Origin of the sequence: Bacillus sp. FSL L8-0199, assembly GCF_038005705.1 — a bacterium.
Taxonomy (GTDB): domain Bacteria; phylum Bacillota; class Bacilli; order Bacillales; family Bacillaceae_G; genus Bacillus_A; species Bacillus_A cereus.
On the sequence record NZ_JBBOTS010000001.1, the window covers coordinates 1,658,110 to 1,677,742 of the forward strand.

Genomic DNA, 19,633 nt, shown 5'->3' on the forward strand with positions numbered 1-19,633 from the left:
TACAAAACAATAAGGGGAATCGCTACATGAAATCAAATGAGAAAAATTTTATAAAAAGATTACAGCGGCAAAAAGAAGACGCGTTAGAATTCGTTGTCGATACATACTTACCACTCATAAAGGGGATCACGCATAAAGTTCTACTTCCCATTCAAAATGATGGACTCATAGAGGAATGTATAAACGATATATTTCTTTCCATTTGGAATAACGCAAATAAATTTCATGGAGAGCCGAGTGATTTTAAAAAGTGGATTGCAGCGATTGCGAAGTTTAAAGCAATTGATTATTACCGGAAATCGACTAAAACAGTAGAAATCATTTCAGATGAGTTTCATATCAGTACAGAAAAATCAGCAGAAGACGAATTAATCGTTATGGAAGATAGGGAAGAATTATTGAAGCTCATTAATCAATTAGAACCGCTAGATCAAAAGGTGTTCATTATGAAATATTTACTTGGTATGAAGACAGAGGAAATAGGTGACAAGTTAGGATTAACTCGGGCAGCAATTGATAATCGAGTGTACCGGGGGAAAAAGAAACTACAACAAAATGCTACGAATATTAGTTTTGGAGGTAGTGCAATATGAAAGACATTTATGAACTATTAAATGATATTGATATAGATGAAAAAGAACTAGAAGAAATTGAGGCTTCTGAAATTGAAAAGGAAAAAGTAAAACGAAATGTAAAACAATCGATACGTACGAAGAAAAAGATGAAAAGTTGGAAAAAAGGTGTCGCTGCTGCATCAATTTTAGTAGGGTTATCGGTTGCAACTCTTGGTATCGGTTTTCCTACATATGCTGGAGGATTGCCAATTGTAGGTGACATATTCCGATTTTTAGATAATGGTAGAACGGGGTTATATGAAAATTATAAGGAATTTTCGACTGAGTTGAATATGACAAAAGAGAGTAATGGGGTTAAGGTTACAATTAATGATGCTGTATTCGATGGTAGAACAATTACAATTACATATTCTATTGAGAGCGAAAAAGATTTAGGAGAGAAACCGTTCCCATTTGGAAGTCCGCAAGTTATGGGCTTTGATGGCGGAGGAGGTAGTTCGAACGTTACAAAAGTTGGAGAGGGAAAATATGTAGGTATGACTACGATGAGTGGTCATGGTAGTGAAAGGTTAGATGTCGCAAATGTTTGGTGGGATATAGAGGCAATTGAGTTGGATTATGAAGGTAATGTAATAAAGGGAAACTGGAATTTCGCACTTAGTTTAAAAGCAATGGATAGTAAGGAAGTAAAAGTTAATGGGGTTTCTGAAAATGAATTAATAAAAGTAAATATAGACAAAATGGAAGTAACCCCGATGTCATTTATCGTTTTTTTCAATCAGGAAGAATCTAAGGTATTAAGAAGTATATGGGATAGTGCGGATGTTGAGTTAGAAATAAAAGATGATTTAGGAAATCATTATGCTGGTGAAGGAAATGGCGGAAGTAGTACAGTAGCAGAGCCACATAAAAGTAGTTGGAGTGCCACCTTCCAAAAACTAAACGAAAATGCAACAAAGCTTATCGTTACACCTCGCGTGCACTTGCGAGTACATACACCTGAAAATCATGGTGGAGTAGAGTATGTGAATGGGAAAGAGAAGAAAATAGAAGTGCCGAAAAAAGAAGCGGAGAGTAAAGATATTGTGTTAGATGATATTGTCATTGATTTAAAGAAATAAAAGAGAGACTGCCTAAAATCATTTAGGCAGTCTTTTTTTTGTTAAGAACTAGTAACGAGCAATGCATGCGGATGCTGCGTTTTATATTCATCTTTCCACGAAATATTTAGTTGTTCCCACGATTCGCCGCTATCATTGGATTGAAAGACGCCATTGTTATTTAACGTGTAGAACGTATGTGGTTCGGCTTCGTTTGTCGCAAACATCGAAATGACTGTACCGATTGCAGATGGTAATCCTTGTTGTACTTGCTGGAACGGAGTATCTTTCGTTTTTCGATAAATATAAGATTCATAAGGGATACGATGATGAGCGAGATCAGCACTTGGCGCAGCAGAAACGAGAATCGTATCACAATCAGCTGGATCGATAGCCATGCTGTATAAATAATGATGTTCAAGTCCTGCACTACATGAGATCCAACTGTTTCCATTGTTATAACTCTCAAGATAAGCACGATCAGGTCCGCCCATAAATCCGTCACCACATGATGCATAAAGGCGATTTGGTGCTTCAGGGTGCATAAGTAATTGATGAGCATCGATAGGAGCACCGAACTTTTTATCAATCCATGTATGCCCTTTATCGTTACTTTGAATAACAGCACCAGCTTCGATTGAAACGTGTATTGTATTAGGGTTATTTGGGTCAACTGTAATCCAGCGTACGTGATGGGTAAAAGGTCTAGGCGGAAATGCCCACGTATAAGAAGATAATAATGATTTCATATTTTTAAGTTCAGTCCACGTTTCACCACCATTTTCAGAGCGAAATAAAGCGCTCGGTTCTGTGCCGACATAAACGACACCATATCCGTTAACTTGTTCATTTGAGCTTATTGTTATGGAAGTGATAGAGGAGTGCAAAATACCATCTTCTTTAGGGAAATCAAAGTAACGATAGGAATCCCCAATTGGTCGCCAAGAATCCCCACTATCGTCACTTAACCAGAGACCTCGTCCAAATGTTCCGCAATATACACGATTCTTTTGAAATGGATCAACAGCGATACAGGTAGGTTGCATATTTTGTAAGTGATAAGTCGTTTCATAGTTATCATTGTGTTCTTTCACTACAACAAGTTCACGTTCCATACAGAGAAATAAACGTTTCATTTAAGTAACCTCCTTAAAAATTCTTTCATTAGTAAACAATATGAAAATAAAAAAGAAGTAGTCTTGTTTTATTTGAGAAAAAGGGATTGTTTAAAAAATAGCGAAGTGTGTATACAGAGGAAGCGGGCGTTTACAATCAGTCAATTCGGGATAAACACGGGGAGTTTGTTTCATACTAACATACAGATATTGTACTTAAAGGAGTATTCGTATGGGACATTCACATGATCACGGTCATTCTAACAATAAAAAGGCGTTACTAATTGCCTTCCTACTAACAACAAGTTTTATGATTGCAGAAGTTGTTGGTGGATTTGTAACAAATAGCTTAGCACTACTATCTGACGCGGGGCATATGCTAAGTGATGCAGTATCTTTAGCTTTAAGTTTACTTGCGTTTAAGCTCGGAGAAAAAACAGCAACAACTGCGAAAACATACGGGTATAAGCGAGTCGAAATGTTAGCAGCATTATGTAACGGTGTCGTTCTTATTGTCATTTCGGTATATATTTTTATTGAAGCAATCCGTCGTTTTAAAGAACCAGTTGAGATTGCTAGTAATGGGATGCTCATTATTGCAGTCCTTGGTCTGCTTATTAATATTTTATCAGCTTGGATATTAATGAGAGGCGGAGATGTGAAAGGTAATTTGAATTTAAGAAGTGCTTTCCTGCACGTACTAGGCGATCTATTGGGTTCCGTCGGAGCGATTATTGCTGCGTTACTTATTAAATTTTTCGGATGGACTGCTGCAGATGCGATTGCTAGTATTCTTGTGTCTATTTTAGTCATTATTAGTGGATGGCGTGTAACACGTGATACGGTTCATATATTAATGGAAGGTGCACCACAGCACATAAATGTTGAAGAGGTAAAAAGTACGTTATTAAATATTCCGATTGTCAAAGAAGTTCATGATTTGCACATATGGTCTGTCACATCAGATTTTCAAGTATTAACATGTCATCTTATTATTAAAGGGAATGAAACGCAAAGTGTATTAAAAGAGGCTACGTATGTATTAAAGGAGAAATTTCATGTAGAACATGTCACCATTCAAGTAGAAATAGATGGTGAATTTAATCATGATGACACAACTTGCAAAGTATGAAAGAAAAAGGATAAGAAAAAGTGTCATAACATTTTTCGCACGGCATACATATATATAATGTGGCCACAAGTACTTTGCAAGGTAAATATTTCATGAAATTACTTTACTTATAAAGAGTCATCTTTTATAATCAAAAGTGGTAATTGATAGAGATTATCATTTTCAATGATTGTAGAAAGGAGTTTTTTAAAAGATGAGTAGTCAACTCCGTTTTGCTGTTGAAAATCGTAAGAGGCATTTAATTGATGAGTTAATTGGAGCAGGTGTGTTTAAGATTCGCGACCGACAATTATACGAGCTGTCTTTAGAGGAATTGGAAAAAGAGTACGAAGATATGGAAGATTATGCAAATATTCAGGCGTAGCTATATAGATTAGTAAAAGGAGAGCTGGTTACGATTTTGTGTAACCAGCTCTCTTTTTATTTCGTAGAAATTATTTTTTGTATTTCTTTCATGGGACGGAGCCAGTTTTGGGTCATTATTTGTTCTATTTGTTTTTCGTCCTGCTTCTGTAATGCTTGAATGATAGAGTGATGTTCTTCAATAGATTGACTTGCTGGAACAAAGTTTTGGAAAAACAAATATTCAAGACGTAAAACGTGAAGTTGCATATTTTCTAGAAAGGGTTCAATATATTGGTTTTTAGCAATAGAAGAAATTGTATTGTGGAATTGTATATCTAATTCTAAAGCTTGTTTTGCGTTTTTTTTCTCTATAGATTGCTGAAAATGCTCATTTATTTCAGAAAGTAGTTGAATATCAGCGTCTGTAATGTTTTGAAGAGCTTGCTTTCCTATAATAGAGTGAAGACCAGCCATCGTTTCATAAATGATAGATACGTCGTCTAACTTAATAGGAGCAATTTTCGTTTTTTGCCCTGGTACCATTTCCACTAATCCAGAAAGCTCTAATATTTGAAGTGCTTCTCTTACAGGTGTTCTGCTTACTCCTAGTGCCTCAGCCAATTCCCCATCATTAATTTTTTCATTGGGCTTCAGTACACCTTCAATAATCCAATTTTGTAGTTGATTTAAAACGAGTGATTTTGCTGAAACTCTTCCTGGTTTTTTATAATTTTGAGGGACAGGCATAGTGAATTCAATCCTTTCATTGTATATTTTCCTTTTTTGCATGAACAAGCTTTAATTTTTGTTTCCCTTCATCCGGCTTTTGGCTTAAGATGAGCACCATTACAATGACACAAAAAGCGCCTAATAACTGAAAAGATTGAAATGGCACTTGCAATATAAGTACAGAAGAAATAATAGCTGCGAGTGGTTCTGTGCAACCAAATAATGTTGTTTCTTTCGGAGTCAGGTATCGTATGCTGTCTAAGTATAAATAAAAGGCAATAAGTGTCCCGAAAATGACGACAAATGTGATGAGCGGTAGGGTACTTAGTTTTACATATTTCATAGTTGATAATAAAATGAATTCGTTTGTAGAAATAAAGTGTACAATCGTTACACCAATACCCCCAATAATCATGCCCCATCCAACGATAACGGAGGAAGACCATTTTTCTAACAATTCCTTTGAATATAAACTATAAAAAGCGAGAGATAATCCAGATAAAATCCCCCAAATAATAGCTGGTGTAGAAACAGCCAAGTTATGAACAGACCCGTTTGTTAGTAAGAGAAAAGTGCCTACTAATGAAAGGGTAATTGAAATGAAATCAATTTTTGATGGACGAACGTTCCATTTGAAAAGTAAGTATACAGTGATGAATATAGGAGCTAAATATTGTAATAATGTTGCCACGGCAGCATTTCCTTCTTTAATTGAAGCGAAATACGTATACTGTACAGCAAGCATACCGAATAGACCAAACAAAATCATTTTAATAGCATCAGATTTTTGTTTCCAAATGCTAAATATCTCTTTTTTTCTCGTTCCGAATGAGGAAATAATGAGCAAAATAATTCCAGATATAAGTAAACGGATCGTAACTAACCATTCGGTTGAAACATTGTCATATTGAAAAAGTTGTTGTGCAGCTGTACCAGACAAGCCCCATAAACAAGCACCGATTATGACCATTATAATTCCTTTTAATCGATTTGAATCCATATGATCTAAAATTCTCCTTTCTAAAAATACAAATTGAATACAATATGCAATATATCACAGAATGACGTGTTAATAAACTGAAATTTCTAATTTGTTTTTTATGTATAGTAAAATATTGTAGAGGAGGGGGAGTATATGTTAGCTGGGTTTTTAGTTTGTTTATTTGTTGGGTTACTTATCATTTTTTTAGGGTATCAAATACATGTGAAAAAGAGGTTGTTTTTGTTAGCAGGATATCAAGAAGAAACGTTTGTTGGAGATAAAAATAAATTAGCGAAGCTTTCAGGAGCATTTTCTTATATAGTTGGAGTTGCTACTATAATATTACCGCTTGGCTTAGAAAAAATAGGTAATGTAGTTGGTATCGTATATGCTATATTAATTGTTTTAGGTACAATTGTATTCATAATTAAAGCAAACCTATTAAATAAGAGTGCTATAAAGTAAAAAGGCTTCATTCTACTGAAGCCTTTTATTAATTGTTATGAAGTATAAGTAAAAGCCGGGATAGGATCAATAAATGTATTCCAGTTTTGTTGCATTTCTTTTTCTGTTAATAAACAATCATCTAATGATTGTTCAATTAAAGAACAGTTCATATCAATTCCGATAAATACGAGTTCGGTTATTCGATCTCCATATTGTTTATCCCAGTTTTTCAATACTTCTGGTTCTTCTGTAATCATTTGATTTTTTTCAGTTTCAGGTAATGCCGCTATCCATTCACCGGCTCCTTGAATTGTAATAGAGGAGCCTGCTTGAGATAGAAGCCCTATCATATTATTACGAGATGCCAACCAGAAGAATCCTTTCGCTCTTACAACATCTAAAGGCCATTTTTCTAGCCAATTCATAAGGCGCTCGGGATGGAAAGGATATTTGCGGCGGTAAACAAAAGAAGTGATACCATATTCTTCTGTTTCCGGTGTATGATGATCACTGTTTAATTCTTGTATCCAGCCGGCCGATTGACTAGCTTCTTCATAATTAAATAGATTTGTGTTTAAAATTTCTTGTAATGGTACTTTGCTAAACGAAGATTCAAGAACTTTTGCATTAGGATTTAATTTTTTTAGTAAATGATGAAGCTCTATCACATCTTCTTTTTCTAGCAAATCTATCTTATTAAGAATAATTACGTTTGCAAACTCAATTTGATCTATTAATAAATCAATAACTTCTCGGGTATCATTCTCATCGATTGCTTGTTTTCGGTCTAATAAACTTTCTCCATCTGCAAAATCATCCCAAAATCTATTTGCATCTACAACTGTAACCATCGTATCGAGGCGACAATTTTTCGTTAAATCAATGGTAAGAACTTCGTCTGTATAAGTAAACGTTTGAGCAACTGGAATAGGCTCACTTATACCAGAAGATTCAATAATAATATAGTCAATATCACCATTTTCCACAAGACGATTCACTTCTATCATTAAATCTTCTCGTAGTGTACAACAAATACAGCCATTTTGAATTTCTACTAGTTTTTCCTCCGTACGTGAAAAACCACCCTTTTTTATAAGAGATGCATCAATGTTTACTTCGCTCATATCATTAACGATAACAGCTACTTTTAAGTTATTCTTATTAGTCAAAATGTGATGTAGTAAGGTAGTTTTTCCAGATCCTAAAAAACCACTTAATACAGTGATAGGTACTTTTTTCATGAAATGATCTCTCCTTTAAATCGTAATGATTACGTTTTATATTAAACGATAGGAAAAGAAAAATCAATAATAAATCATAATGATTACGATTTAAGAATAGAAATAGACTATAAAATTTGTGCTGTAGTATGAAGGATTTGGACAAGCACATGTTTACATATAAATAAAATGGAGGCGAGAAGCTTGGTCTTTAATAGAGTTTCAAAAGAATTAGTAGGCATAGCTCTTATCGCTATGTTTCTCTTTTTATTATTTTTTGTAGATTTTACAAGTCTAGTAAATTTGCACAAAAATATACCGCAGGAATGGCTGAATGTGAATACGGTATTTTTAAGTATCATTTTTGAAGCAATACCTTTTATTTTATTAGGGGTAATTGTTTCTTCATTTATTCAAGTGTTTGTGACGGAAGATATGATTCAAAAAGTAATGCCGAAATCTCCAATTGTTGCAATGATTCCAGCAGTATTTGTGGGAGTTCTTTTTCCAATGTGTGAATGTGTCATTATACCAATTGTAAGAAGGCTCATTCAAAAGGGGTTACCACTTCATGTAGGCATTGTTATTTTACTGAGTGCACCCATTATGAATCCAGTCGTTTTTTTATCTACTGTATATGCGTTTCAAAAAAATGATTACGTTGTATATGCACGCTTTGGGATAACAATTCTAGTTGCTCTATTCATAGGTCTAATTGTGTATTATTGCTATCGCGAAAGAAATGTTTTAAAAGACGTAGAGGTTTCAGTTCAAACAAGCAAAAAAAAGAGTTGGAAAGATGTTATGAATCACACTGTAGATGAGTTTTTTGATACTGGTAAGTATTTATTGATTGGTGCTTTTTTAGCAAGTGTATTTCAAACGTTTTTTGATCGGAATGTACTGGATGCAGTAGCACATAACGAAGTAATTGCTCCCGTTATTATGATGGGGTTTGGTTATGTTTTATCAATTTGCTCTGCAGCCGATGCTTTTATAGCTGCGTCTTTTGGACATGTTTTCTCGATAAAGGCACTTCTCGCATTTCTTGTGTTTGGGCCTATGCTTGATATGAAAAATACGTTAATGCTATTTGCGTATTTTCAAAAGAGATTTGTATTCTTTTTGATGGGAATTGTCATTGTATCTGTGTATACCATCGTGCAAATCATAATGTTATAGGAGGTGAGAAAGAATGGAGAAAGAGGAGCAGAAGGCATATCATCGCTATATTCGTGGCATTATTTTAATTGGTTTAGCAATGCTCTTATTTAAACTACTTGTAACAGGGAATATTTATAATTTTATCGCTCCAAAAATGATCAAATTTACGTATATAGCTTTTGTAGTAATTTTAATTTTTGGTATTGTACAAGTTTGGGGGGATGGAAGAGAAAAACAGCATGATTATAATTGTTGTAAACATCATACAACATCAAAATCAGGGATAAAAAGTTTCTTTGTATATGTTTTATTTGTTGTTCCGATAGTTAGTGCTTTTCTCTTTGGAAGTGTAACAATTGATGGAAGTTTAGCAGGAAAAAGGGGTATGAATCAAAGTGTACAGGCGAGAAGTCTGGAAAGAAACGAAAAAGAGGGGAAACAGGTTAAGTTTGATGAGCGAGAAGTATTAGTTGATTCAGAAGAAACATCAAATTTAGCAACGACTTATAAAACGGAAGAGCAAGTAGTAAAAAGTATGTTAGGACAGCGTAAACTACAAGTAAAGGATAAGGATTATGTTCAAACAATGAATGTAATTGGTCAAAATGTTAATTGGTTTAAAGGGAAAGAAATTACATTCTTAGGGTTTATATATAAGGATAAAGATGTGACGGGTAATAAAGCAGTAGTGGCTCGATATGGCATAACTTGTTGTATTGCGGATGCATCAGTCTGGGGGATGATTGTTACCGGGAAAAATATTGAAAAAATTCCAGAAGAAACATGGGTGAAAATAACAGGATTATTAGATGAAACGACATATAAAGGAACAGTTTTTCCACTTGTAAAAGTAAACAAAATCGAGAAAATTAATAAGCCAACTGACCCATATGTATATGATGCTTTACCTCAATAGAAAAGAATAAATTCTTCATATTTTCATGAAATAGAATCATAATCAAGGCGATAAAAAAATAAAGATAAGAGTAATTTGGTTTGTTAAAAATATGTGCAGAAGGAGTTATGCGATGAACTGGGTTACTCATAAACCATCATTTGAATTTGAAACATTTAGTCCTATTATTCGGTCACAATCTGCGTGGAGTGGACATTTAGATTTTGCATATGACTTAGTACGATTTGAAAAACCAGAAACTTTAGTTGAGTTAGGTACACATTTAGGAGCTTCCTTTTTTAGTTTTTGTCAGGGAGTAAAAGATGGAGGGTTATCGACTAAATGCTTTGCAGTAGATACTTGGGCTGGAGATGGGCATACAGGTCCATATGGAGAAGGGGTTTTTCAAATAGTAGAAAAAGTAGTGAGCGATAACTACCTTAATATAGGAAATTTAATTCGATCTACTTTTGATGATGCTGTAGACCGGTTTCAAGATGAAACGATAAATCTTTTGCATATTGATGGCTATCATACGTATGAAGCTGTTTCTCACGATTATAATACATGGCTACCGAAAGTCGCGAAAAACGGTATTGTATTATTTCATGATATTGAAGTTAGAAGTAGTGATTTCGGCGTATATAAGTTTTGGGATGAGGTAAAAGCGAAGTACCCTCATTTTCAATTTGCGCATTCATATGGACTGGGAGTGTTATTTCCGAAGGGTTGTAGTGATAAGTTTGAGGAAATACTTAAAAATAAAGAAGAAATACAAAATATGTATAAATAAAGATAGGGCATGCATCATTTTAATGATGTGTGTCCTATTTTTGTGTGGAAAATAATAGTGTGAATTAAAAAGTGAAGATAGTTGTAAAAAGTTTTATTGCAGCAAATATTAAAAAAGTTAGTATGGGATTTTTCTTTGTAAATAAAGTGAAGCTTTAATACGTTCATATCAATTCGGAATTTTACAGTAGTTAATTTCTTACCTAAGTGCTTTGCACTTACTGAATTTTGAGACGGGGGTCTTATTGGCCGAAAATATCGGGATAAATAAAAATACAACATTTTTTATATTTTTCATTGCGAAAAACGTAATCTACTTTTACAATAGAAAGGGTTGTGAATATATTATACTGGAAAAATAAATCGAAATAATATGAAAATTTTGTTTTGTCTTCGCTAATTGTATATTACATACATGTAAGACGACATACGTCATGTTATCGACTTGTAAGGAGAGAAAAAAATGAAAAGTGTAAGATTACCATCGATGCTAGAAATCATAGTTCTTTTATTACTATTTCTTGCTGTTGTCTTTTCCTTCCAAACGATTTTTGATCTCCCAATTCAATTAGCGCTATTTATTTCATGGTTTTTAGTAATTGCGCTTGGATTAAGATTAGGATTTCGTTATCAAGAATTGCAAGATGCAATTACGAAAGGGATTTCTAACGGATTAGAAGCGATACTGATTTTAGTTGCAGTAGGTGCTTTAATTGGAACATGGATTGCTGGTGGGGTAGTACCAACATTAATCTATTATGGATTAGAATTTATTCACCCTAGCATATTCCTATTAGCAACATTAATTATTTGTTCTATAACTTCTATCGCAACAGGAACGTCTTGGGGAACAGTGGGAACAGCAGGTATTGCTATGATGGCGATTGGTGAAGGCCTTGGTTTACCACTTCCGCTTGTTGCTGGTGCAGTTCTTTCAGGAGCTTATTTCGGCGACAAATTATCACCACTTTCTGATAGCACAGTTCTTGCAGCTTCTATGGCGAAAGTAGATGTTATTGCTCACGTTCGAGCTATGCTCGTATTAGATGTTCCAGCTTATATTATTACTAGTATTATGTTTACTGTAGCTGGTTGGATGTATGGCGGCGATAATGTAGATTTGAATCGAGTAGAATTTTTAAAAGAAGCTTTATTAAAGCAATTTGATATTAAAATATGGATGCTTGTTCCGGCGGTCATTGTTATCGTTCTATTAGCGATGAAGAAACCGTCTATGCCAACAATTGCAATGGGAGCTTTAATTGGTGCAATTTGGGCAACCCTTTTCCAAGGGATGAACTTTGGAGAGGCGATTGGAACAGCTTATAACGGATTCTCAATTCAATCTGGTGTTGAGTTTGTTGACAAGTTATTAAACCGTGGTGGAATTAACGGCATGCTTGGCTCAGTAGCCGTTATTATTTTCGGTTTAGGATTTGGTGGATTACTTGAAAAACTAGGTGTTTTAAAAGTAATCGTATCAAAATTTGAGAAGAAATTAAATTCTGCAGGTAATGTAACATTGTCTACATTAATCGTGGCATTCTTAGCTAATATATTTGGTTGTGCGATGTATGTATCACTAATTTTAACACCAAAAATTATGGAAGATAGCTATGATAAATTAAAAATAGACCGTCGTGTATTAGCGCGTAACTCAGAAGTAGGTGGAACGTTAACTTCAGGTATGGTTCCATGGTCTGATAATGGTATTTTTATGGCTGGTATTTTAGGTGTAGCAACGTTCTCATACGTTCCGTTTATGTGGTTAAGCTTCGTATCGTTAATTTTAGCAGTTATTTACGGATATACAGGCAAATTCATCTGGTATGTGGATGATGCAGATAAAGGAAAGCAAGCATCATAAAATAAAAATCACCTTCTACAATATGTAGAAGGTGATTTTTTTATTTTTTAATAGCATTTGCTGAAGTTATTTCATTCTCATATTTAGCAATTTTTTGTTGTATCTTTTTTAAGTTTTTTTCAGTGTCTTGAATGAGCTGTAAGACATTGGTCTCCTGTTGTTTCATTAATTCTAACCTTTGAAGGATGGTAGATTCTCCTTCCATAGACCAGTCGATAAATTGTTTTATTTTTTGAATTGGCATACCAGTGTTTTTTAAACACAAAATCATCTCTAAATATTTCAGTGCTTCTTCATCAAAAACTCGATCTCCTTTTTCGTTTCTTTGCAGAAAAGGGAACAGTCCTTGTTTATCGTAATAACGTATTTGAGAAATTGTTAAGTGTTGCATCTTGGCGACTTGTCCAATTGTATAATACATATCATTCATCCTTTTATTACCAAGGTATAATGCCATCTTTATTTAGTATTTTGCCATTATAGTTTGTTTCACTTAATGCATATTTAATAATAATTTTAGCACTTTCAGTGGTTGTATGGCCACCGGGGGAATTTCCATTAAGATCCGTAGTTGTAAAACCAGGAGTTACCCCAAATACTTCTGGACCGTTAGTAGCAAATTCTTTACTAAAAGCTAATGTTAAAGCATTAATAGCTGTTTTTGAAGAATTATATCCTAGTGTATTAATTGGATGTGTTTCACCATTAGAAAACATTGTTAGTGAGGCCATATCAGTTGTTACATTTATTATTTTACTGTTGCTTGAATTCTTTAATAATGGTAAAAAGGCTTGCATCATTTGGAAAGTTCCAAAAAAATTAACTTCAAATCCTTGGCGTAAAGTTTCAATATTTAATTCACTAGGTAGCATATTGAAGTCTAGCGCTATGCCTGCATTATTAATTAATAAATGTAAGTGATCAGTCGTTTCGTAAATTTTCTTTGTTGCTTCTTGAATGGATTGTGAATTTGAAATATCTACTTGAATATAGGAAACGTTTGAAACATTTAAAGATTCTACGGCTTGTTGTCCAAGTTGTTCATTACGAGCACCTAAAAATACGTGATAATCTTTTTCTGCTAATTGACGAACAAGTTCATATCCAATTCCTTTATTCGCACCTGTTATAAAAGCATATTTTTTCATATTGAATTCCTCCAGTAATGTTATAGTAGGTTACAATGGAAAGGATACAGCCTAAACTTAAGTTTAGGTCAAGAGGAATTTTTTTAAATAAATATAGAATATCTATATTTAAGAGTGAGAATTCTTATCATTTAAGAGGAAGTCTGTTATTATAAGAGATGTAGGTATTATATTTTCAAGGGGATGAAAACATGGAGTACAGAATTGAAAGAGATACATTAGGAGAAATAAAAGTTCCAGCTGATAAATTATGGGCAGCACAAACACAACGTAGTAAAGAAAACTTTCCAATTGGAACAGAGCAAATGCCGCTTGAAATTGTAAAAGCATTTGCAATTTTAAAGAAGAGTGCAGCGCTTAGCAATCAAAAATTAGGAAAGCTATCAGAAGAAAAAGCAGAAGCAATTGTAGAAGCTGCTGACGAAGTGATTGCAGGGAAATGGAATGAACATTTTCCGCTTGTCGTATGGCAAACAGGTAGTGGTACACAGTCAAATATGAATGTGAATGAAGTAATTGCAAATCGTGGGAATCAAATTTTGAAAGAGAAGGGATCTGACGTACATATTCATCCGAATGATGATGTGAACATGTCACAAAGTTCAAATGATACATTTCCAACGGCGCTTCATGTAGCTTGTGTAATCGCAGTAGAAAATCGCGTATTACCAGCGATTACGAAATTAAAAGAAACTTTAGCAGAAAAAGTAACTGCATTTGAACATATTATAAAAATTGGTCGTACACATTTACAAGATGCAACGCCGTTAACTTTAGGGCAAGAAATTAGCGGATGGCACCGTATGCTTGAAAAAACAGAGCGTATGATTGCAGAGAGCAATACATATATGAAAGAGTTAGCAATTGGTGGAACTGCGGTTGGAACAGGTATTAATGCTCATCCTAAATTTGGTGAGATGGTATCAGAGGAAATTAGTCAATTTACAGGTAAACAATTTGTTTCTGCACCAAATAAGTTCCATGCATTAACGAGCCATGATGAAGTTGTATATACTCACGGTGCATTAAAAGCATTAGCTGCGGATCTAATGAAGATCGCTAACGATGTACGTTGGCTTGCAAGTGGTCCACGTAGTGGTCTTGGAGAAATTATTATTCCAGCAAATGAACCGGGAAGCTCTATTATGCCAGGTAAAGTAAATCCAACGCAAAGTGAAGCGTTAACGATGGTTGTAGCGCAAGTAATGGGGAATGATGCAACAATCGGATTTGCTGCGAGCCAAGGTAACTTTGAGTTAAATGTATTTAAACCTGTTATTGCTTATAACTTCTTACAATCAGCTCACTTATTAGCGGATGCAATTGTTTCGTTTAATGACAATTGTGCAGTTGGTATTGAAGCAGATGAAGAAGTAATTAATGAAAATGTGAATCGCTCACTAATGCTTGTAACAGCGCTAAACCCACATATCGGATATGAAAATGCAGCGAAAATTGCGAAGCATGCTCATAAAGAAGGATTAACTTTAAAAGAAGCAGCATTGCAATCTGGGCTACTAACAGAAGAGCAATTTGATGAAATTGTAGATCCAAAGAAAATGATTGCTCCAAAAGAGTAATAGAAAAAGCCAGGGTTCTGAGTATAGAATCTTGGCTTTTTTGATGTTCATTTTTAAGTTTCATCTACTTGCAATAATGCAAGCTTCAAAATATATTATTTGTTAGCAGGCGTATTCATTACTTTCATCTGTGGGCAGTTCTCTTTTAAGAGTGAAATGAATTTTTCTTCTTCTAGTGGTACGAAAGAGGTCACTGAGTCAAATAAATTGTAATGTATTTCTAATTGTTGCCTAGTCCATTTTTTTGAACGAAGTTTTTTGCCAGAGTGCTTAATATGGCGAATGTCTTTAAATGGGATTTCAGTACGAAGTATGAAACCGTGTTTTACAACAAGAGATGATTCCGTTACGTTGTAGTGAGAGAAATAGAATGAAGAAAGATTCACGATATTTAGCAGCATCATGAGAGTGAAAAAAATAGAATTTTCATTTTGAAAGAATAACGAAACGAAAAAAATAATTATAAATAATGTAATGAAAATGACGTGGAATGGATTTTTTTTCGCTTTAAATTTCAAGTTAGTCACCTCGGTATACTTGTTCTGTAACTAAATTAAATCATAACATTGTGATAAAACGTGTGAATATGCAGAATTGCATATTCACACGTTTTATTATTCATGTAAAATTTCTTGATGGGATAAATTCAAAAGAAGTTTTGTAATAGTGGAGTGGCATAAAGTGACTTACAAGAATAGAAAGATAGCGTTAGTCATAATTAGTTGTATGATGATTATGAGTAGTTGTGCTAATAAATTTGTTGAAGATAGAAATCGAAAGCATACATTTGTACAAGCAAGTAAGGTTTTAGTAGAGACTGTAAATAGAATATATAAAGTGAAACGTTAATTAGTGGGAGGCTTACTGCCCGGTAAATAGCGGGATAAAAAGTAAAAGGTGTTTTCTTATACGGAAACATCTTTTTTGTAGTTAAAATTGAATACTGAAGTTTTGGAATGAGTGAATACCGGTTCCATATTCACTAATCGCATATGGGTTCTGTGCAATTTGCTTAACGGTAAACCAAGGGTCTTGAAGAATATTCATGTTCTATTTCACATCCTATAAAATGAATTTGCATAAACATATTCGCTTTTCGTTGTATTAACCCCTTTTGATAGATGTTTTTATAAAAGTTTATAAAATGGGCAAACGAAACGTTGAAATGTTTGTTTGTGTTGTGATAAGATGATGAAGTGATAATAAACGATATAGTGATTTGTTTGGTTTTTAAATAAACATTTTGAAGGAGTGTTTAGTATGAGCGATATTTCAGAGAAGTTTTGGGATGCGTCAATAGAGGAATTAAAGAAAGGGTATGTGTTTGATGAAGAAAAAGAGGGGTACATATGCTTAGCTTGTGGTGAAACATTTATTAAAGGTGTTATTTATCAAGATAATCAAGTTTTGTATGAAGCAGAGAAGTTCGTCCAATTGCATATTCAAAATGAGCATACGTCTATGTTTGATTATTTGCTAAATATGGATAAGAAATTTACTGGATTAACAGATTTACAAAAGAAAATGGTTCAGTTTTTCTATATGGGACTGAATGATAAAGAAATTGTAAAAGAGTTGGATGGCGGAAGTACATCAACAATTCGTAATCATCGATTTACACTGCGAGAGAAAATGAAGCAAGCAAAAGTATTTTTAGCGCTAATGGAATTATCAGAAGAAAAATCAAAACTACAAACGAAATTTGTACCAATTCATAGAACAGCAACGATGGTGGATGAACGATACAATATTACGGAAGAAGAAAATAATGAAATATTAAAAGCTCACTTTACAGAAGGATTAGATGGACCTCTCTCCAAATTTCCGAAGAAACAAAAGCGTAAATTAATTATATTGCGTCATTTAGTGAAGAAGTTTGATAGTAATAAAAAGTATACTGAAAAAGAAGTAAATACAGTGATAGAAAATGTATACTCTGATTTCGTAACTTTAAGAAGATATTTAATTGAATATGGATTTTTAGATCGAACAGCCGATGGAAGTCAATATTGGGTGAAGTTATAATCATATGAAAAGAAAATGAATAGAAGCACAGTATTATAACAACTATACAAAGAGATAGAGATTGAAAATAGATGTTTAATAAAAGGAGAAATGAAATTTGAAACCACCTGCAGATAACAATAAAGAAGGTGCGGAGTCACATAAGTTGGAAAGTGAGAGTAAACCGATTTGGAAATCGATGTCGATGTTTTTAGTACCGTTATTATTAAGTAATGTACTACAATCAGTTGGACAATTATTTGGTATGGTAGTAGTAGGAAGATGGCTTGGAGTTAATGATTTAGCGGCTATATCAGCATTCTTCCCATTATTTTTCTTGCTCGTTTCATTTGTAATTGGTATCGGTTCAGGAAGCTCTATTTTAATTGGTCAGGCGTTTGGTGCTAAAAACGAAGATCGTTTAAAAGCTATCGTTGGTACGACGCTGACATTTACCTTTATTATTGGAGTTGTGTTGGCGATAATAGGAAGTATTTTTGCGATGGATATTATGCGTCTAATGGGAACGCCAGAAAATATTATTGAAATAAGTGTACATTATGCACGGATTTTATTTATATCGATGCCAGTATTATTTTTATATTTCGCATATACAACATTTATGAGAGGTACAGGAGATTCTAAAACGCCATTTTACTTTTTAATTGTAAGTACAGTACTAAATATGATTTTATTACCAGTTCTTATTTTTGGATGGTTAGGAGCTCCGAAATTAGATGTGTATGGAGCAGCCTATTCATCTGTTATATCTACAGTTATTACGTTTATTGTCATGCTTGTGTATTTAAAGAAGAAAAATCACCCATTACAACTAGATGGAACGGTTAGAAAATACCTTCGAATGGATGGGGAGTTATTAAAGCTATTGCTAAGGCTCGGTATACCGGCAAGTATAAATATGATATTAGTTTCATTATCTGAGATTGCCGTAATCGCATTTGTAAATCGTTACGGTTCGGATGCAACAGCTGCTTACGGCGTTGTGAATCAAGTTGCAAGTTATGTACAAATGCCAGCAGTTAGCCTTGGTATTACAGTTTCTATTTTTGCAGCACAATCAATTGGGGCGAATCAATTTGATCGATTGCAGAAAGTTGTGAAGGCCGGAATTATTATGAACTACGTCATCGGTGGTGTGTTAATATCTCTTATTTATTTATTCTCAAGAGACATTTTATCACTATTTTTAACGAGTCAAACTACAATTGAAATTGCTCATAGCTTAGTTATGATTACGTTATGGAGTTATTTAATTTTCGGTCATGCACAAATTATTAGTGCGACAATGCGAGCGAGCGGTACAGTACTTTGGCCAACTGTTATTGGAGTTGTTTCAATTTGGCTTGTAGAAGTACCCGTAGCATATTATCTTTCTTACCATACAAGTCTTGGAATAGAAGGTATCTGGATCGGGTATCCAGCAGCATTTATTGTCAGCTTAATATTGCAGTATGCATATTATAAGCTTTCATGGCAAAAGAAACGAATTACACGATTAGTTAGTTAAATAGAAAAAATGTCCCTAAGTTATTAGACTTAGGGACATTTTTTCTTAAGTGCAGGTTTACAAATAGCTTTTTAAAGTTATATCAAAATGTTGTCTAATGAGTGTTTTATCACTCATATAAAACTCCCATGCTTTTTCCGATTCACCGATAATCTCAAAGGATTCCTCTGTAATATATAAAGCGCAATTATCCTCCAGTGCAATTCCTTCTATATTCCCTTGATGATTTTGTAAAAAGGAATGGAAGGCGTTCATTCTGTTTAATTGATTATAATGTGGACAAAATCTTTTATTAACAATCCCCCATCCATTACTCTCTATATAACCAGAACCTTCATAATCTGATCGGATACTAGACGTGAACCAACACATAGCACCAGCGCTATAGCCAGCAATAAGTGTCCCTTGTTGCAGAGCCAATAATAATTTTTCATCAAGTCTATGTTCTTTCCATTGCGTAAGCATGTGAATATAGTTTCCGCCACCTAGATAAATTAAATCGGCTGAATGAATCATCTCGTCTATTTCATACTTAGAAGGTGAATCTGTTGTAATGCGTAAAATTTGTACTTCACAATGTAATTGTTTTTCAAACGTGTCTAAAAATAATTTTATATAGCTTTCATCATCATGACTAGCCGTTGGAATAAACAATACTTTTGGATACTGTTTATTTGTTAATTCTATAAGGCGTTCATTAATAGGCAAGTGATTTGAATCTTGTAAATCACCGCCACCAATGACAGCTAATTTCATAGTAAAGCACCACCTAATTATTTTTGTTATATAAAAATTCGATAGAAGAGAGTTACATTCCTTCTCTATATGTAATGAATAAGTAGAAAATGTAGTTTAAGTATATCGGGATAGTAAAGAAACTACTGACTATATATACCAATGAATTAGAAACCATTCATTGATATATAATATTTCATACTAATGTTTCAAAAAATGGAAAAAATATGTTTAAATAGATGTAATGAAGCATTCATTCATATTGAATTTATACT

At 33.7% G+C, this 19,633-nt stretch carries 21 protein-coding genes; 13 read left to right on the forward strand and 8 right to left on the reverse strand.

Annotated elements, in window-relative coordinates; all coding sequences use genetic code 11:
• The first annotated feature begins 26 nt into the window (after positions 1–26).
• On the forward strand, positions 27–593 hold the full coding sequence (locus tag NST86_RS08710) for a sigma-70 family RNA polymerase sigma factor (RefSeq protein WP_000840007.1): 567 nt from the start codon (positions 27–29) through the stop codon (positions 591–593).
• Entirely contained in the window at positions 590–1,696 is a 1,107-nt protein-coding gene (locus NST86_RS08715; RefSeq protein ID WP_016117537.1) for a DUF4179 domain-containing protein, read from the forward strand. Before NST86_RS08710 ends, NST86_RS08715 begins: the two co-directional genes overlap by 4 nt.
• Positions 1,697–1,737: 41 nt before the next feature.
• On the opposite strand, the gene NST86_RS08720 is transcribed toward NST86_RS08715, so the two are convergent.
• On the reverse strand, positions 1,738–2,811 hold the full coding sequence (locus tag NST86_RS08720) for a WD40/YVTN/BNR-like repeat-containing protein (protein WP_000825300.1): 1,074 nt from the start codon (positions 2,809–2,811) through the stop codon (positions 1,738–1,740).
• Positions 2,812–3,022: 211 nt separating this feature from the next.
• Between NST86_RS08720 and NST86_RS08725 the strand changes: the two genes are divergently transcribed.
• Together NST86_RS08725 and fbpA are read left to right on the forward strand one after the other, a co-directional pair.
• On the forward strand, positions 3,023–3,922 hold the full coding sequence (locus tag NST86_RS08725; RefSeq protein ID WP_016117538.1) for a cation diffusion facilitator family transporter: 900 nt from the start codon (positions 3,023–3,025) through the stop codon (positions 3,920–3,922).
• Positions 3,923–4,115: 193 nt separating this feature from the next.
• Positions 4,116–4,286: a Fur-regulated basic protein FbpA gene (gene fbpA / locus NST86_RS08730; protein ID WP_000098302.1), complete on the forward strand. Its 171-nt coding sequence runs from the start codon at positions 4,116–4,118 to the stop codon at positions 4,284–4,286.
• A 56-nt stretch (positions 4,287–4,342) separates the two neighbouring features.
• Here fbpA and NST86_RS08735 read toward each other — a convergent pair whose 3' ends face one another.
• Together NST86_RS08735 and NST86_RS08740 are read right to left on the reverse strand one after the other, a co-directional pair.
• A complete protein-coding gene (locus NST86_RS08735; protein WP_086423785.1) occupies positions 4,343–5,014 on the reverse strand; it encodes a GntR family transcriptional regulator in 672 nt (223 codons plus the stop codon).
• Between the two features lie 16 nt (positions 5,015–5,030).
• On the reverse strand, positions 5,031–5,996 hold the full coding sequence (locus tag NST86_RS08740; protein WP_000378087.1) for a DMT family transporter: 966 nt from the start codon (positions 5,994–5,996) through the stop codon (positions 5,031–5,033).
• 135 nt (positions 5,997–6,131) lie between these two features.
• Here NST86_RS08740 and NST86_RS08745 point away from each other — a divergent pair, with 135 nt between their 5' ends.
• Positions 6,132–6,443, forward strand: coding sequence for a DUF3784 domain-containing protein (locus NST86_RS08745; RefSeq protein WP_000879375.1), 312 nt, complete (start codon positions 6,132–6,134; stop codon positions 6,441–6,443).
• 35 nt (positions 6,444–6,478) lie between these two features.
• Here the strand turns inward: NST86_RS08745 and NST86_RS08750 are convergent, their stop codons facing one another.
• Positions 6,479–7,666 (reverse strand): GTP-binding protein, encoded by a 1,188-nt coding sequence (locus NST86_RS08750; protein ID WP_000757681.1) that lies wholly within the window; start codon positions 7,664–7,666, stop codon positions 6,479–6,481.
• Positions 7,667–7,834: 168 nt separating this feature from the next.
• Here NST86_RS08750 and NST86_RS08755 point away from each other — a divergent pair, with 168 nt between their 5' ends.
• The 4 genes from NST86_RS08755 (at position 7,835) to nhaC (ending at position 12,363) form a co-directional block, all read left to right on the forward strand.
• Positions 7,835–8,827, forward strand: coding sequence for a permease (locus NST86_RS08755; protein WP_170968601.1), 993 nt, complete (start codon positions 7,835–7,837; stop codon positions 8,825–8,827).
• Positions 8,828–8,840: 13 nt separating this feature from the next.
• Positions 8,841–9,725, forward strand: coding sequence for a TIGR03943 family putative permease subunit (locus tag NST86_RS08760; protein WP_000409938.1), 885 nt, complete (start codon positions 8,841–8,843; stop codon positions 9,723–9,725).
• A gap of 112 nt (positions 9,726–9,837) precedes the next feature.
• Positions 9,838–10,497 (forward strand): class I SAM-dependent methyltransferase, encoded by a 660-nt coding sequence (locus tag NST86_RS08765; protein ID WP_001104673.1) that lies wholly within the window; start codon positions 9,838–9,840, stop codon positions 10,495–10,497.
• A 462-nt stretch (positions 10,498–10,959) separates the two neighbouring features.
• Entirely contained in the window at positions 10,960–12,363 is a 1,404-nt protein-coding gene (gene nhaC, locus NST86_RS08770) for a Na+/H+ antiporter NhaC (protein WP_000843992.1), read from the forward strand.
• Positions 12,364–12,403: 40 nt separating this feature from the next.
• Here nhaC and NST86_RS08775 read toward each other — a convergent pair whose 3' ends face one another.
• A complete protein-coding gene (locus NST86_RS08775; RefSeq protein ID WP_000291861.1) occupies positions 12,404–12,784 on the reverse strand; it encodes a MerR family transcriptional regulator in 381 nt (126 codons plus the stop codon).
• A gap of 16 nt (positions 12,785–12,800) precedes the next feature.
• The gene (locus NST86_RS08780; protein ID WP_016117541.1) at positions 12,801–13,511 is read right to left on the reverse strand and encodes an SDR family NAD(P)-dependent oxidoreductase; all 711 of its coding nucleotides are present in this window, start codon (positions 13,509–13,511) and stop codon (positions 12,801–12,803) included.
• A 191-nt stretch (positions 13,512–13,702) separates the two neighbouring features.
• On the opposite strand from NST86_RS08780, the gene fumC reads away from it, so the two are divergent.
• Complete coding sequence (gene fumC / locus NST86_RS08785; protein ID WP_061664437.1) at positions 13,703–15,091, forward strand: class II fumarate hydratase; 1,389 nt, start codon at positions 13,703–13,705, stop codon at positions 15,089–15,091.
• 95 nt (positions 15,092–15,186) lie between these two features.
• Here the strand turns inward: fumC and NST86_RS08790 are convergent, their stop codons facing one another.
• Complete coding sequence (locus NST86_RS08790; protein ID WP_044796727.1) at positions 15,187–15,609, reverse strand: PH domain-containing protein; 423 nt, start codon at positions 15,607–15,609, stop codon at positions 15,187–15,189.
• 163 nt (positions 15,610–15,772) lie between these two features.
• Here NST86_RS08790 and NST86_RS08795 point away from each other — a divergent pair, with 163 nt between their 5' ends.
• The 3 genes from NST86_RS08795 (at position 15,773) to NST86_RS08805 (ending at position 18,623) form a co-directional block, all read left to right on the forward strand.
• Positions 15,773–15,940, forward strand: coding sequence for a hypothetical protein (locus tag NST86_RS08795; RefSeq protein ID WP_000221433.1), 168 nt, complete (start codon positions 15,773–15,775; stop codon positions 15,938–15,940).
• A 411-nt stretch (positions 15,941–16,351) separates the two neighbouring features.
• Positions 16,352–17,116, forward strand: coding sequence for a DUF2087 domain-containing protein (locus NST86_RS08800; RefSeq protein ID WP_086423770.1), 765 nt, complete (start codon positions 16,352–16,354; stop codon positions 17,114–17,116).
• A 97-nt stretch (positions 17,117–17,213) separates the two neighbouring features.
• The gene (locus tag NST86_RS08805) at positions 17,214–18,623 is read left to right on the forward strand and encodes an MATE family efflux transporter (protein ID WP_086423771.1); all 1,410 of its coding nucleotides are present in this window, start codon (positions 17,214–17,216) and stop codon (positions 18,621–18,623) included.
• A 57-nt stretch (positions 18,624–18,680) separates the two neighbouring features.
• On the opposite strand, the gene NST86_RS08810 is transcribed toward NST86_RS08805, so the two are convergent.
• A complete protein-coding gene (locus NST86_RS08810) occupies positions 18,681–19,379 on the reverse strand; it encodes a peptidase E (protein WP_016117545.1) in 699 nt (232 codons plus the stop codon).
• Positions 19,380–19,633 lie beyond the last annotated feature (254 nt).